Origin of the sequence: Pseudomonas sp. NPDC087626 (assembly GCF_044743405.1) — a bacterium.
Classification (GTDB): Bacteria; Pseudomonadota; Gammaproteobacteria; order Pseudomonadales; family Pseudomonadaceae; genus Aquipseudomonas.
In genome coordinates, this window is record NZ_JBIUWJ010000004.1 from 38,653 (window position 1) to 53,595 (window position 14,943).

General features: G+C 58.9%; 9 protein-coding genes and 2 pseudogenes. 7 read left to right on the forward strand and 4 right to left on the reverse strand.

All coding sequences use genetic code 11. The features are described 5' to 3' along the window. Position 1: 1 nt before the first annotated feature. The 4 genes and pseudogenes from ACIOVD_RS04945 (at position 2) to ACIOVD_RS04960 (ending at position 5,050) form a co-directional block, all read left to right on the forward strand. Positions 2-331, forward strand: coding sequence for a hypothetical protein (locus tag ACIOVD_RS04945; RefSeq protein ID WP_401126422.1), 330 nt, complete (start codon positions 2-4; stop codon positions 329-331). An 897-nt stretch (positions 332-1,228) separates the two neighbouring features. After that, positions 1,229-2,209, forward strand: a pseudogene (locus tag ACIOVD_RS04950) (integrase domain-containing protein). Then, positions 2,206-2,481 (forward strand): annotated as a pseudogene (locus ACIOVD_RS04955) (hypothetical protein). Before ACIOVD_RS04950 ends, ACIOVD_RS04955 begins: the two co-directional pseudogenes overlap by 4 nt. A gap of 196 nt (positions 2,482-2,677) precedes the next feature. After that, positions 2,678-5,050: a TOTE conflict system archaeo-eukaryotic primase domain-containing protein gene (locus tag ACIOVD_RS04960; protein ID WP_401126424.1), complete on the forward strand. Its 2,373-nt coding sequence runs from the start codon at positions 2,678-2,680 to the stop codon at positions 5,048-5,050. Positions 5,051-5,443: 393 nt separating this feature from the next. On the opposite strand, the gene ACIOVD_RS04965 is transcribed toward ACIOVD_RS04960, so the two are convergent. The 4 genes from ACIOVD_RS04965 to ACIOVD_RS04980 form a co-directional block, all read right to left on the reverse strand. Beyond that, positions 5,444-6,781 (reverse strand): MFS transporter, encoded by a 1,338-nt coding sequence (locus ACIOVD_RS04965; RefSeq protein ID WP_095167408.1) that lies wholly within the window; start codon positions 6,779-6,781, stop codon positions 5,444-5,446. A 110-nt stretch (positions 6,782-6,891) separates the two neighbouring features. Next, the gene (locus tag ACIOVD_RS04970; RefSeq protein WP_095167410.1) at positions 6,892-7,830 is read right to left on the reverse strand and encodes a hydroxymethylglutaryl-CoA lyase; all 939 of its coding nucleotides are present in this window, start codon (positions 7,828-7,830) and stop codon (positions 6,892-6,894) included. Beyond that, a complete protein-coding gene (locus ACIOVD_RS04975; protein WP_401126426.1) occupies positions 7,827-9,020 on the reverse strand; it encodes a CaiB/BaiF CoA transferase family protein in 1,194 nt (397 codons plus the stop codon). The genes ACIOVD_RS04970 and ACIOVD_RS04975 overlap by 4 nt, the downstream gene beginning before the upstream one ends. 115 nt (positions 9,021-9,135) lie before the next feature. After that, positions 9,136-10,047, reverse strand: coding sequence for a LysR substrate-binding domain-containing protein (locus ACIOVD_RS04980; protein WP_095167414.1), 912 nt, complete (start codon positions 10,045-10,047; stop codon positions 9,136-9,138). A gap of 555 nt (positions 10,048-10,602) precedes the next feature. Here ACIOVD_RS04980 and ACIOVD_RS04985 point away from each other — a divergent pair. The 3 genes from ACIOVD_RS04985 to ACIOVD_RS04995 are packed head-to-tail and all read left to right on the forward strand — an operon-like array spanning position 10,603 to position 14,837. After that, complete coding sequence (locus ACIOVD_RS04985; RefSeq protein ID WP_401126428.1) at positions 10,603-12,147, forward strand: OmpA family protein; 1,545 nt, start codon at positions 10,603-10,605, stop codon at positions 12,145-12,147. A gap of 18 nt (positions 12,148-12,165) precedes the next feature. Continuing rightward, positions 12,166-14,004: a hypothetical protein gene (locus tag ACIOVD_RS04990; protein ID WP_401126430.1), complete on the forward strand. Its 1,839-nt coding sequence runs from the start codon at positions 12,166-12,168 to the stop codon at positions 14,002-14,004. After that, positions 14,004-14,837, forward strand: a complete 834-nt coding sequence (locus tag ACIOVD_RS04995) for a hypothetical protein (protein ID WP_401126432.1) — start codon at positions 14,004-14,006, stop codon at positions 14,835-14,837. Before ACIOVD_RS04990 ends, ACIOVD_RS04995 begins: the two co-directional genes overlap by 1 nt. Positions 14,838-14,943 lie beyond the last annotated feature (106 nt).

Genomic DNA, 14,943 nt, shown 5'->3' on the forward strand with positions numbered 1-14,943 from the left:
CATGGATATCTCAACCGCACAAAGCATCAAGCTCGCCATCGTGTCGGCAACCGGGCTGTCAAAAGACGCGCTGCATATCTATGTGGGCATGGTGGTCTATTTAACGTTGATCGTCGGCACCCGACGATTCAGGCCATACATTGGCTGGCTGGTTGTTTTCATCGTTGCGTGTGCTGGCGAGTGGGTAGATCGGCGAGACGATATTGGAAGCTTCGGATACTGGCGCTGGCAGGCAAGCGCTCACGACATTCTCAACACGTTGTTTTGGCCGACGGTGCTGACACTGCTTTGGCTTTTAAAGTGCCGCAGTAAAGCAAGCGTACATCCGTAAGACTCTCGCAATCTGCTCTGCCACGCGGGTCCATCCAAACAGGGCTGCAAAGCCGCCCTGCTTGGATGGACCTCACTTAAAAAATCTAAAGCCCACGCAACTGTCTGTGGAAAACCACTGATTTCCACCGGTGGATAATTTCATCCACAGCCGCAGAACTCCCGAAAATTCGAGCCTTGACCCAAATTATCCACAGGCGTAGAAAAGATCGGGCAAAGAGCTGTCGTTGACAGCAACCCAGGTAGCCAGAACCTTTAAGGCTACGCCACACCGTGGTGGTTCTCCCAAAGTGCGATTAGCGTCCGGCGGCTCGCACGGTCACAACGATGTGATGGATGCCTACTTTTACCAGGGTGCCCACTGCGGCAACTCATCCCCCTTTCATAGCTGCTCTGCAGCAACCTATCCGCTTGGCCATTCCCGTGCGCCAACCTGCGCCCGTCTCTTTCTCCCGGAAAGAGACGGGCGCTCCTACCGCTGCTGCAACCCACCTCGTACAAGGCTTTGCGGCATTCCCCCTCGTGACAATCGGAGTGACAAACACCGAAGTCACCAGCAACAGCGATGCAGATGATGGTGCCGCAGCCCACGGATTGGACCGCACCTGACTGACAGTCAGGCATGCCCCGGTCATCGCATAGCTGCCTTCACCCAACTCAGGATCTCGCGGCGCTGGTCTCGTCAGCTAGCGCAGCCTCCACCCGCCCACTTCTTTGGAGGTGTTCAGGAGGCCGGATCATGAGATGCCCAAGCTCCCGGTTGTAAAGAGCCGCCAGTCCCGCGTCAGTGGACAACCCTCACAGGTCGCAGAGGCCTTGATCCCTGATAACACTCAACATTCTTGGCGGGATGACGTGAGGAAAGCTACAAGGACTTGGTTTCGAGAGGAGTTTGGTCATGGGATTGGTCGGTAGACGAGATGGCCGGAATTTTGGCTATGGCCGGCAACTGAGTTATGCCGGGCCACAGGCGTTACGGGACATGTTTGGCGACGGGCATTACGGCACGGTCAAAGTGCACAGTGATCGCTGGCAGGCGTTTGTACGCTGGTGTCGGTCGAAGGATGGACCCGGGTTTAACGATGCGCGACAAATTGATCGGCAGACCTTGCTGGATTACGCCGGCCATCTGCGTCACTAAGTTGAACAAGGCGCTATCAGCATCGCCACCGCGCAAAATCGGTTGTCCAGCGTAAACCGGACCATGGCCGCACTTTGCGGTGATCAGTATGTGAAAGTGCCGAGTCCGAGCAAGACGCTGGGAATGCGGCGGAACAGTGTTCGTCGCTCGGTGCCGAAAGGCCAAGACCGCGAACACGTGAAGCGGATCGTCGACGTCCTCTGCGAACACCAAATGCCACGTGCGGCGGCCATCGCCCAGTTGGCGCGAGCCACCGGCATGCGCTTGCGCGAGGCCATCTTGGCCGACCTTCCGCGCCTGCGAAGAGAAGCCGAACACTACGACAAGATCAACATCCAGGACGGCACCAAAGGTGGCCGAAGCGGCGCAACCGCGCCTCGTTGGATCACGGTGGATGACCATATTCGCGAAGCGCTCACGTACGCCGGATAGGTCTCTCCCGACGGTAGCCGCAACCTGCTGGCACCGAACGAGAGCTACCTCGATTTCCAACCGAGTGTCATACGCCCCGCCCGAAATATCCTCCATACGCACAACCTCAAAGGCTTCCACGAATTGCGCGCGGCTTATGCATGCGAACGCTATGAGCAGATCACCCATCACCTAGCGCCCATCAACGGTGGCTGGTGCAGGCGCCTCGATCCACGCCTGGATCGAGAGGCACGCTTACAAATCAGCTATGAGCTAGGACACGGTCGAATCGACGTGGTATCGGCGTACATCGGTGGTCGGGTATGAATAAACCATTCGATATGGAGATCTTCTTGGCTGGGGCACTGACTGGAGCACATGCCACACGAGAACGTCACATCCGCTAGGCCAAGACTATTCAAGCAGCCATTTCTGAACGCTGGAACCGAGATAATCCATGGACATGGCAAAGAAAGCATCTCGTTTGGTTTTTGAACCACCACATGAACTCAAACTCGAAATCGACGCGCTACTACTACCTGCTGACCACAAGCCTGATCACTCTGCGCCTAGGAAAATCCTGGAATTTTCAACGTTAGCCGAATGCCAGCAACTGCGCGCTCTGTATCCCTAACTGGCAGATTGAGCCAGCCAACAATTTGATTGGGATTAGGGCGAACCTCTTGAGCCCCTGAACCTAACCTCTGTTGTTTGATAACCTCTATGTTTTACTGATGGACTGAGGGTTGTAGCTCGAGGCTACAGGCTTCACCTGAGACGTAGAGGCTGAAGGCGGTGATAGACACTAGTCTGGTGGCGAAGCTAAGGGCTGAGAATGCAAGATTGGTTGCCTTGCTGGATGCTCATGGCATCGAATGGCGCCCGCCTGCTGAGCCAGTCAAGATAGCGATTGTCCAAGCAGAACAATCACAGCAACTCGATACTGATGGAAAGCTTGCCCTATTCCGAAGTTTGTTTCGTGGTAGGACGGACGTTTATCCCATCCGCTGGGAAAGCAAGGCAGGCAAATCAGGATACGCACCCGCTTGCGCAAACGAATGGAGGCCTGGCGTTTGTGAGAAGCCCCGAATTAAATGTGGCGACTGCGGTAACCGCCAGCTGCTTCCGCTGACCGATGAGGTGGTCTATCGCCATCTGGCGGGCGAAGTGGTCGTTGGTATCTACCCCCTACTCTCTGATGACACTTGTTATTTTTTGGCAGTCGACTTCGATGAGGCCGAATGGCGTGATGACTCCAAAGCTTTTGTGCAGTCATGCCATGAGCTGAACGTCCCGGTGGCGCTGGAAATATCGCGCTCAGGCCAAGGGGCTCATGGCTGGATTTTCTTTGAGCGTAATGTTCCTGCCTGCGATGCGCGCCGCCTCGGTGCTGCAATCATCAGTCATGCCTGTGAGCGCACCCGCCAGTTGGCGCTCAGCTCCTATGATCGACTGTTTCCAAACCAGGACTATATGCCCAAAGGCGGCTTTGGAAATCTCATCGCGCTCCCTTTACAAAAGCGGGCCAGGGCCCAAAACAATAGCGTTTTTGTAGACGACTCGCTTGAGCCTCATCCTGATCAATGGGCCTTCCTGGCATCGATTCAGCGCATGAGTCCAGAAGATATCCAGCCCGTTATTATCCAGGCGATGGGTAATCGGGACCCTCTAGGGGTCGCCTATGTCGATGACGAAGGTGATGCAGAACCTTGGAAAGATCGTGAATCGAGATCACGTAAATTGACATGCCCGTTGCCTGCTGCCGTCAACATCACGCTGGCTAACTTAATTTACTTTGAAAAGTCGGAACTGCCACAGCCATTGGCAAACCAGCTTGTCCGGCTCGCTGCCTTTCAAAACCCTGAGTTCTACAAAGCTCAGGCCATGCGCATGTCAGTGTGGAACAAGCCAAGGATTATCGGTTGTGCCCAGAACTTCCCCAAACATATTGCGTTACCACGTGGCTGTTTGGATGCTGCGCTGGAGCTTTTAGAGGAAAACGGGGTTACCCCTATTCTTAAAGACGAACGCTTCGCGGGCGACCCCATCGACGTGAGCTTTCTAGGGACCCTGCGTTCTGACCAAGAGGCTGCTATCAGCGCAATGCTAAGTCATGACACCGGTATCCTCTGCGCACCGACAGCTTTCGGTAAAACGGTGAGTGCTGCTGCGTTGATTGCCGCACGTGGCATTAACACGCTGGTGCTTGTGCATCGGACGGAACTGTTAAGGCAGTGGCAAGAGCGCTTGCAGGCGTTCTTGGGAGTCGGGAATGGTGTCGTTGGTACTCTTGGGGGCGGAAAAGCGAAGCTTACCGGCATCATCGACATTGCCGTCATGCAGTCGCTATCGCGAAAAGGCGAGATCAGCGATCAGGTAAAAAACTACGGCCAGATCATCGTTGATGAGTGTCATCACCTATCAGCAGTGTCATTCGAGGCACTACTGAGGAGCGCGACCGCGCGGTACGTATTGGGACTCACAGCAACCCCAGTGCGCCGAGATGGGCAGCAGCCCATTATTTTCATGCAGTGCGGACCGATCCGACATTCTGCTGCTCGACCAGCGAGTGGGCCCCATGACCTATCTGTCGTGCCTCGATTGCTGCCCAAACCAATAGTGGTCCCCGACGGCTTTGGGATTCAGGACGTTTTTCGGCGTCTAGCCGACGACTCTGAGCGAACAGCCAAAATCGTCTCGGAGATTGAGCTGGCGTACAACGCGGGTAGAAAAATTCTAGTGCTAACGGAGCGGACGGAACATGTGGATGCCCTTGAATTAGTATTGAAGCAGCGCGTGCATAACCTTTTCACGCTTCATGGGCGAGTGCCTAAGAAACAGCGGATTTCCCGTATGCATGAGCTTGAGTCCCTTCCCCCTGATGCTCCACGAGTGCTGTTGGCAACAGGAAAACTAGTAGGTGAAGGCTTCGATCATCCGCCGTTGGACACGCTGGTGCTGGCAATGCCCATCTCATGGAAGGGAATCCTTCAGCAATATGCGGGGCGGTTGCATCGATCACATGCCGATAAGGCCGACGTGCGAGTGATCGACTTCGTTGACGGGGGTAATGTCGCGCTGCTGAGGATGTGGGATAAGCGCCAGGCGGGTTACAAAGCGATGGGCTACCGCATGGCTGATTCTATGGCCACCATGGACCTACTCTAACTCTAACGTGGTTGACCGTTGACACATCAACGGCCCAATTCTCATAGGCCGCTGTGGGGGCAACTCCGGCCCTTCGCGGTTAGTCACGTCAAGCAAGATCCTCAGGCGTACGAGGACCTTGAGGTGGTTTTAGAGGTAGAACCTCACAGGCCTTTAAATATTAATAAGCTAATTCAATAGCTTATTAGATTGTTCGACTCCTGATGCCGCACCATACAAGGTTCCAGAGAAGGCTTTCAAAATCTCTGGAACCCCCGAAAAACCCGCCTTCAGGCGGGTTTTTTCGTTTTGGGGGTTCGCCAATCTCCAATCCACGCCCTTCAGTAGCCTCCACACCCAGAATGAGTGGATCCTCGATGCAAGGCGTACCGAAGGCCATGAAACCCTTCTCCCCTAGTCTTCGCTCTTATCCAGGGTACGCAACCTCTGCGGCAATCCCCACAGCAACAACGCTGCGGCGATCAGGCTGGTAACGCCGATGACGTAGAGCGCCGGTGTGGTACTGCCTGTCAGGTCCTTGATGCTGCCGACCATGACCGGGCTGACGATGCCGCCGAACTGGCCGAGGGTGTTGATCAGGGCGATGCCGCCCGCTGCGCCTGCACCGGCGCCGGCCAGGAGTTTGGAAGGCAGGGTCCAGAAGGTTGGGATGGAGGCGATGATGCCGGTGCCGAGCAGGGCCAGGGAGAGGATCAGCAGACTGGTATGGGCGGCGAAGATGCCGGCGCTGAAGAAGCCGATGGCGCCCAGGGCCACCAGTGCGCAGACAAATTTTCGGCGTTCGCCGCTGGCGTCCGACAGGCGACCGATGACTACCATGCTGATGGCGCCGCATACGTAGGGCACGGCGGTCAGCAGGCCGATGGTGACCGGGCTTTCGACGCCGGTACTGCGGATCAATTGTGGGGCCCAGAAGTTCAGGCCGTAGGAGGCGACCTGAATCAGGAAGTAGATCAGGCCGAGCATCAGGAAGCCGGGCATTTTGATCGCAGCCAGTAACGAGCCGCCGTGCTTGTTGCTCTCGTGTTGCGCAATGCGCGCCGAGAGGTAGATTTTCTCTGGCTCGCTCAGCCAATGCGCATCGGCTATGCGGTCCTTGAGCACCAGCAGTACCACTAGGCCGAGACCTACGCAGGGCACTCCGCCGAGCAGGAACAGCCAGTGCCAGCCGCGCATCTGCAGCAAGCCGTCCATGTGCTCCAGCACCAGCCCGGAGATCGGTGCGCCAAGTAGTCCGGCAAAGGCCGAGGCCAGGAACAGGGTCGAGGTAATGCGTCCGCGGTAGGTCTGCGGGAACCACAAGGTCAGGTAATACAGCACGCCCGGGGCAAAACCGGCTTCCATGGCACCGATCAGGAAACGCAGCACATAGAACTGCCACTCGGCGGTGACAAACACCATCAGTGCCGTCGCCACGCCCCAGGACATCATGATCCGGGCGATCCAGCGGCGGGCGCCGACCTTGTACAGCATGATGTTGCTAGGTACTTCGAACAGCACATAACCGACCACGAACAGGCCTGCACCCAGGCCGTAGGCGGTATTGCTCAGGCTCAGGTCCGCCTGCAACTGGAACTTGGCAAAGCTGATGTTGATCCGGTCGAAGAAGGCGAACAGGTAGCAGACCATGATCAGCGGCATCAAGCGCCAGGCGACTTTGCGGATCAGCGCCTTTTCCGCGCTGACAACCTCGGTGAGGCTGCTGTCTGGGGTTAGAACAGAAATAGACATGGGGATACTCCAGTTGGACTTCCCGGTGGGAGCCCGATTGTTGTTGTTATCTGGACGAGCGCGCAGGACCGCGTGCTCGCACCTATGCAAGGACAACGATGTACGGACGATCAGCCCGGTAGATTGGCCGGTGGCGGGTGCAGGTCGCAGTTGCGTCCGGCCTTGGCCACTTGCCCGGGCAATTCGTGGCCAAGCAGTGCGGGCAAGCGGCGCGACAGGGTCAACAGATGGGGCAGATCGATACCGGTATCGATGCCCATTTCTTCACACAGGTTGACCAGGTCTTCGCTACAGATATTGCCCGAGGCTCCTGGGGCGAACGGGCAGCCGCCGAGTCCGCCGAGCGCGGCGTCGAAGCGCCGGGCGCCAGCCTCGTAAGCGGCCAGGACGTTGCTCAGCCCCAGCCCGCGAGTATTGTGAAAGTGCAGGGTCAGGTCCGTAGCCGGGACGCGCGCCAGTACTCGATCGACCAGCCGGTGAACCTGGCGCGGGTTGGCCATGCCGGTGGTATCGGCCAGGGTGATCCCCTGCATGCCCAGCTCCAGGTAGGCATCCAGCAGGTGCATCACCCGGTCTTCGGCGATCCGGCCTTCGAATGGACATCCAAACGCCGTGGCAACCGAACCGTTGAGGGTCATCGAGGTGCCACTGGCCAGCGACACCACATCGCTGAACGCCGCCAACGATTGCTCGCAGCGCATGCGCATGTTGGCCAGGTTGTGGGTCTGGCTGGCCGACAGCACCAGGTTCAGTTCATCGACCCCCGCGTCCATCGCCCGCTGCGCCCCCTGCAAGTTGGGAATCAACGCGACATAGATGACGCCCGGGTGGCGCTGGATTCCGCGAAACACCGCGTAGCCATCGCGCAAAGCCGGAATCGCCTTGGGCGAGACAAATGAGCCGACCTCGATACGACTGAAGCCGGCCAGGGACAACTGGTCGATCAACTCGATCTTGTCCGTGGTTTCCACCCACACCGGTTCGATCTGCAGGCCATCGCGCGGCGAGACTTCCTGGACGATCAGGCGCTCGGAAAAGTCGCGGATCATTGCACCACCCCTGCATGCTTGAGTTGCTCAATGTCGCTCGTCGTCAGCCCCAGGCTTTGCAGCACGCTGTCGGTATGCTGGCCCAGCGCCGGGCCCGGCCAGTTGACCGCCCCCGGTGTTGCCGACAGCTTGGGCACGATGCCGGGCATCTTCACGCTCGTACCGCCGGGTAACTGGGCATCGAGAATCATCTCGCGCGCCTGGTAATGGGGGTCGGCGACGATGTCCGCCACATTGTAGATGCGCCCGGCCGGCACTTGCGCCTGTTCGAGGTGGAGCAACACTTGATCGATCGGCAGGCTTGAGGACCAGGCGCTGATCGCCGCGTCCAGCAGTGCGCTTTGCGCGGCTCGACCGTCGTTGTGGGCGAGTGCCGGATCGCCGCCCAGGTCGCTGCGACCGATGGCCTGCATCAGGCGCTTGAAAATCGGGTCGCTGTTACCGGCAATCACCACGTAACCAGCGTCCGCCGTAGGGTAGGTGTTGGACGGCGCGATGCCTGGCAACGCCCCACCACTGCGTTCGCGGACATGGCCGAGCATGTCGTACTCGGGCACCAGGCTTTCCATGAGGTTGAACACGCTTTCGACCAGTGACACATCCACAACCTGGCCATCGCCCTGTCCAGTCTTGACCCGCAGCAATGACATCAGCGCGCCCATTACCGCATGCATCGACGCCAGGGAATCCCCCAGGCTTACTCCGGTGCGCGCCGGAGGCGAATCGACAGTGCCGGTGGTGTAGCGGATGCCGCCCATCGCTTCACCGATGGCGCCGAAGCCGGGGCGATCGCGATAAGGGCCAGACTGGCCATAACCGGAGATGCGCACCAGGGTCAGCTTGGGGTTCAAGGCATGCAGCACATCCCAGCCCAGGCCGAGTTTTTCCAGGGCGCCGGGGCGCAGGTTTTCAATGAGCACGTCGGCACTCTCTGCCAGGCGCTTGACGATGGCGATGCCCTCTGCCGCTTTCAGGTTGAGCGACAGCGACTTCTTGTTGCGCGACTGCAAGTACCACCACAGGGAGGTGCCCTCGTGCAGCTTTCGCCATTTACGAAGCGGGTCGCCCTGCCCGATCGACTCGATCTTGATCACTTCGGCACCGAACTCAGCCATCAGGCGGGCGGCGAACGGGGCGGCAATCAAGCTGCCGATTTCAATGATGCGGATGCCTTGCAATGGCCCGGCCATGGCAGCTACCTCTTTTTGTTCTTGGAATTTGCGACCAAGACTAGAGGAGCAACAAAGCACAGATCCAACCGTAAGATCGCAATAGGCGTTCGCGAAAAACGAACGCTATCCGGCGTCAGCCATCCTTACGCTGCAGATGCTCGAACAACAGCAGGCTGACGGGTGACAGTGCGGCCTTGTCCCGGGCCACCAGGATCAAGGTGCGTTGCGCCCAGTCATCGCTCAAGGCTACCGCCACCAGCCCAAGGGCGCGGCCGAACAGATCAAATGCCTTGCGCGGCAACACGCCGATCCCCAGGTCAGCCTGCACCATGCGGCACATGGCGTCGAAGCCGGGCACATGAATTCGCACGCGCAGCGGTTCTCCCGAACTCCTGGCCGCGACATGGGTGCGCATGTTGATGGAGCTGGCGGCATGCAGGCCAATATGGTCGCAGCCCAGGGTGTCGCTGAACGCTACACATTGCCGGCTCGCCAATTGATGGTCGGGGCGCATCAGCACCACCAACTGGTCGCAGCGGTAAGGCACGCTGAACAGCGCCTGCAGGTCGGTGTCCTCGGAGCAGATGCCGATATCGGCCACGCCGTCGATCAGCCCTTGCACCACCCCGGCGCTGGGCCGCTCCTCAAGGTCGATCTTGACCTGCTGGTGATGGGCAACGAAGTCGTGCAGGTCCTCGGGCAGGAACTCGATGATGGCCGAGAGATTCGCCAGCATCCGCACGTAACCGCGCATCCCCTGGATATGCTCTTCCAGCTCAAGACCCATTTTCTCCAGGCCAAACAGCATGCGCCGGGCGTGGTGCAGCAAGGTTTCACCGGCGGCGGTCAGCACCATGCCCTTGGCGTTGCGCACGAACAAGCCGATGCCCAGCGCCTCCTCCAGCTCCATCAGGCGTTTGCTTGCCGCGGAAACGGCAATCGACTCCCGCGAGGCGGCACGCGTCAATGTGCCTTCTTCGCACACGGCGACAAACAGCTTCAAGGTGATCAGGTCGAGGCGTCGAATGAGGTTTCTGTGCAGCATGAGCAGGCTCTCGGTCACGGAACGCGGCCCAGAATACACGCGTTGGCTGCACCGACATCCGCCAGGGTGCCGGGCACTTGTGTCGGCGCGTTTCTCTCCTGCGATCCGGGAGAGTCTGTCAAAAGTCAGATTTGTCGTTTTTCAACATATCACAATGCCACTATTGTTCGTTTTCCCACTATCATGTGCCCCTAACCCTTGATCCAATTGCTGACGGCCCTGGTGTGCTAGATTTGTCGCCTCTACGCGGCACCTACGAACACGGACGTCCCGGCCTTTAACGCCTGGCACTTATACGGATATTCCCCTCCATGGGCTTTTGCCTGGGTCACTGCATCACCTGTTATTTGCCTGGAGTCCTGCGCACTGCACGCGGCTCGGGCTTCTGCGTGCCTGTCGTTTGTTGGCGCAGGGTTTCGAAAACGCGCACTGCGATCGATCAACAAGCACCGCGGAGATTTTCAATCGCCGGCGGGGCGTCACTCATTCAGCTGCTGGGCTGACAAGAATTCCCGTCTGATGGGCGGGTAAAGGAATGGGGAAAAGGACATTGGCATGCGTGTAAATGGAAGAGTGAAACCTACGGCCCTTGCGGTGGCGGTAGCGGTCGGCCTGAGTGGTTGTGCGCAGATCGACAATTACATGGGCGAGTCGTCGGGAACCACTGCCTGTATGACCGGCGCCGCTGTGGGTGCCTTGGTGGGTGTGGCCGTCGTGGTACTGACCAAAGGCGACGGCAAGGACATGGTAGTCGCTGGGACCGCTGGCGCGGGTGCCGGTTGTGGTGTGGCCCTGCTGTACCGCGACCGGGTGCAGAAACTGCAGGCCGTGGCCAAGCAGGAAGGCCTGGTGATGCAAGTCAACGAGTTGAACGCCAATGTCGCCGCCACCCCGAGCGCCGCGCCGAAGTTGCAAGCCGTTGGGGTTGAAGCCCAGGTCCAGTCTTCGGAGATGTTTGCCGTGGGTTCGGCAGAGTTGACTCCGGCCGGTCGTCGCCAACTGACGTCGCTGGCAACGGCGCTGACGGACAAGCAAGCGGACAAGGCCCCCGCTACCAAGAAAATTCTGGTGGTTGGACATACCGACGCCACCGGATCGGCTGATTTCAATCAGAAGCTGTCGGAGCAACGCGCGCGCGCCGTAGGCCAGATCCTTGCCGATGTCGGTATTCCCCGTCAGAACATTTACTACCAGGGTGCCGGTGCATCGCGTCCGCTGGCCAACAACGCCACCGAGCAAGGGCGCACCGAGAACCGCCGTGTCGAGTTCGTCGAAGTGCAGAGCGAGCAGTTGCTGGTAGAGCGCGTGCGCAATGAGCGCAGCAACGCCAAGTACCTCGCCCACGGCACCGCGCCTGCAACTACCGCCAAGCCGGCGACTACCAAGCCTTCGAGCAAGCCTGCGGTCGTGGCCAGCAAGCCCGCGAGCAAGACCCCAGCCCCAGTTGCCCAGGCACCCGCGCCAGCACCTGAGCTCAAAGCGCCCGTGGTTGCCGACAGCTCGCCGAACGTGCCGCTCAGCGGCAAGGGGGGTGTCGACTTCGGTGGCCGTCCAGTGACCGATACCCGCTCGCAACTGGCCATGGGCATCACCCCGAAAAGCTCGCCCTTCGCCATCATCGGCACCGCCAACGCTGCGGCCCCGCTCAGTTCTTGCGTTGCCGACATGCCGCGTATCGAGGGTCAGGTCAAGAGCCTGGCGGACGACAAGCCGCTGAAGGAATTCGCCACCACCGAGTTTTTCCCTGGCCTGAATGGCAAGCCATGGGCCACTGCGGTGAACGGTCACTCCGTGGCCGTAGGCCCGATTGCCGTGCTGCGTGACGGCGCCAAAGTGGCCCAGGCACCGAAGATGCAATTGATCACCGACTTCGCCGGCGCACAGAAAAAGCAGAGCCCGAGCTACGCCTCGGTGGCCAACAGCTACGAAGGTGAAAACCAGATTCTGTACCGCGTGTTCGCGATCGATCAGCAAAAGTCGCCGGTGAGCTGCATCGATATCGTGTTCGACAAACGCGCCGGCAATGCGGTCGCCGGTGAAATCTATTACCCGAAACAGGGTGACGCTTACGTCGCTCAGTTCACTCCCAAGCGTCGATAAGTAGAAAGGAACCCACCCATGCTCGAGATTTTCCGCGCGTTTTTTACCGCGTACTGGTATGTGATCATTCCGGTCGTGTTCACCACCCTGATGGCGATTCCGGTCATTGTTTACTGGTCATCCTTCAAATACTGGTGGATGAACCTGCGCATTCGCATGCCGGGTTTTGGCCGGATTCGCCACTGGGTCAAGAACCCAGGTGAAAAAGAAAAGGCCAGCGAAACCAACCTCAAGCCACTCGGTTTCCTGTCGTCTGAGAGGGAGTTGTGTGGGTTCTACGAGGCCTACTATCGCCAACACCAACCGTCGGAAGCCGCCTTCCGCCGCAACCAGGACTACCTGGGCAAGATCCACGAAGACGGTCGTCGCGAGAAAGGGATTGGCCTGTGGACCTTGATCGTGGTGCTGATGCTGATCGAAGCCACGGCCTTCGGTTTCGCCCTGGCGCCATTTGCCCTGACCCTGGCCACACCGAACACGGCCCTGGCGGGTGCATTCGCCATCGGCCTGGTAATTTCGATTATCGGTTTGTTCCTGTCCGAGTTTGCCGGCCGCGCGCTGTACAAAAACCGCGTTGTTGACCACATCATGTCCTACGAGAACCTGCGCCGCAGCGGCACCGGTGGCGACATGATGAGCACTGCTGTCATCACACTCGACAACACCAACATCGATGATGCAGACGCGCAATATCAACAAATGCTCAACCGGGTCAAAGTGGACAAGGACGGCGACAAGCCGGCCAAGCGCTACACCATGCTGATCGGTTATGGGATTTTCATCGTCGGGCTGGCCATTGCTGCGTTCTGGGTCCGTACTGAAACCCTCAATGCTCAGGAAACCGACCTGATCGCCAACCCGCCAGCCGTGAGCCAGTCGGCCGACGACTTCCCGGCCAACGATGGCGTTCCGCTGCCTGACGACATGCAGGCACTGTCCGATAGCGCCGCAGGCAAATCGGCGCAGGATCAGATCGATGCCTTGCACCGTGCATCCCTGGTGACCTTTGCCGTCTTGAGCGGGCTGTTCATCTTCATTCAGGCGAGCTCCACTTACCTGGCGTTCATCTTCGGCTTTGCCGGCACACATTCGCGCAAGGCGTGGGAACTGACCCACAAGTTCTCCAGCGCCAATGACTACATGCGTTATCACGCCAACAAAGCCCGCTGTGTCGCCAATGACGCGCAAGCTTCGCTGGGTACTCTGCAAGGCCTGCAATTAAAAGTGTTCCGTGTCAGCGGCACAGACCAGGAAAAACTGCGCTCCGATCTGCTGAATCGCACCTTCGAGTCTTACATCCACCAGGAAGACGAAAAGGCGGCGACCAAGGAAAAAACAGACACCAAAAAAGAAACCGACAAACAGAATCGGCAGGTCATCGTCGACTACATGTCCAAGATCGTTAAGGAACTCAAGGCAGCCATTGATGCCGGTGACGATGACAAAATCAACGACCTGATTGCCAGAGCCAACCCACGCTTCGAACAGATCAATGACAACGATCCGGAACTGAGCGACTACAAAAAAAGCTTCGCCGCCTTGAAGATCTTCTACGTTGCTCCCGCTCCGGCACCAGTCGCCGTCCCTGCTCCGGCTCCAGCCCCTGCACCGGTAGTCGCCCAGGTCGTGGCCGTCACCGTGGAAGCCGCCCCGGCTCCTGCACCCGCCCCCGTCGTCGCACCCGCACCCGCACCCGCAGCCGCTGCGTCGACCACCGGCTTCGACCACAACGCCTTCGGCGACCTGACCGCCTTCGATGAAGATGACATCGACTACGTGGCCAACAAGAAAGGCGTGGACGCCGCCACTATCCGTCGCGCGCGCAAGCTGCAAATGCTCGATAAGCAGGAGGTCTGATGAAGTTCAAGAGCCTGCTGCTGGCTCTGGCATTCGTGCCCGCTGCCCTGGTGGCAGCGGAGCGCAATGATGTGCCGAGCTGCTACGCCCAGACCAAGATCGAGCAGTTTCGCAGTGCGCCTTCCGGGCGCATGTTGACGGTGGTGGTCGACCAGACCACGCCGCTGACCCAGGACCTGCAGAAAACCGCCTGGGGCCACATCAAGCGCTTCCTGCAGCCGGGCGACAAGCTGCGCCTGTACTCGTTCAGCGCCTACCTCGACGGCCATTACACGCGCCTGCAGTTTGCCGGCGAACTGGAAAAGCCGATCGACCCGGCAGTGCTCGGCGATGTGCCGATGATGGCCAGCCGCAAGTTCGACAGCTGCATGAAGGGCCAATCGACCGTCTTCTATCAGCGCTTCGGCAAGGCCTTCGCCAGCGCCATGGGCAAGTCCAGCTCGGACATCCCACGCAGTGAAATCCTGTTCAGCCTGAAGTCCATCGGCGACGACCTCAAGAGCGCCGAAGGGGTCAATGAGAACGTCATCCTGCTGATGTCCGACATGCTCGAATACAGCGACTTTGGCAGTTTCTACAGCAACAACGGGATCCGCGAGATCAACCCGCAGGTGGAATTGGCGAAGGTCGAAAAGCAGAACCTGCTGGCTGACTTTGGCGGGGCCCGGGTCTATGTGCATGGGGCGGCATTCGTGCCGACCCAGATCAAGAACGGCTACCGCAGCGGCAAGATGATCCAGAACCTTGAAGGTTTCTGGAGCCAGTACTTCGCCAAGTCCAACGCAGAACTCAAAGGCTTCGGTAACCCCGAGTTGACGAGCGCGGTGGAGTGATTGCACCAATTGTGACTGCCTCACACTCGTATGTGGCGTGCGCCGAACTTTGTAGGAGCTGGCTTGCCAGCGAAGAACGTCAACGATGACGCAGCGCAATCAGGCG

Coding starts and splice junctions, on each gene's coding strand:
- ACIOVD_RS04945 (WP_401126422.1), top strand. CDS start 2: ATGGATATCTCAACCGCACAAAGCATCAAGCTCGCCATCGTGTCGGCA.
- ACIOVD_RS04965 (WP_095167408.1), bottom strand. CDS start 6,781: ATGTCTATTTCTGTTCTAACCCCAGACAGCAGCCTCACCGAGGTTGTC.
- ACIOVD_RS04970 (WP_095167410.1), bottom strand. CDS start 7,830: ATGATCCGCGACTTTTCCGAGCGCCTGATCGTCCAGGAAGTCTCGCCG.
- ACIOVD_RS04975 (WP_401126426.1), bottom strand. CDS start 9,020: ATGGCCGGGCCATTGCAAGGCATCCGCATCATTGAAATCGGCAGCTTG.
- ACIOVD_RS04980 (WP_095167414.1), bottom strand. CDS start 10,047: ATGCTGCACAGAAACCTCATTCGACGCCTCGACCTGATCACCTTGAAG.
- ACIOVD_RS04985 (WP_401126428.1), top strand. CDS start 10,603: ATGCGTGTAAATGGAAGAGTGAAACCTACGGCCCTTGCGGTGGCGGTA.
- ACIOVD_RS04990 (WP_401126430.1), top strand. CDS start 12,166: ATGCTCGAGATTTTCCGCGCGTTTTTTACCGCGTACTGGTATGTGATC.
- ACIOVD_RS04995 (WP_401126432.1), top strand. CDS start 14,004: ATGAAGTTCAAGAGCCTGCTGCTGGCTCTGGCATTCGTGCCCGCTGCC.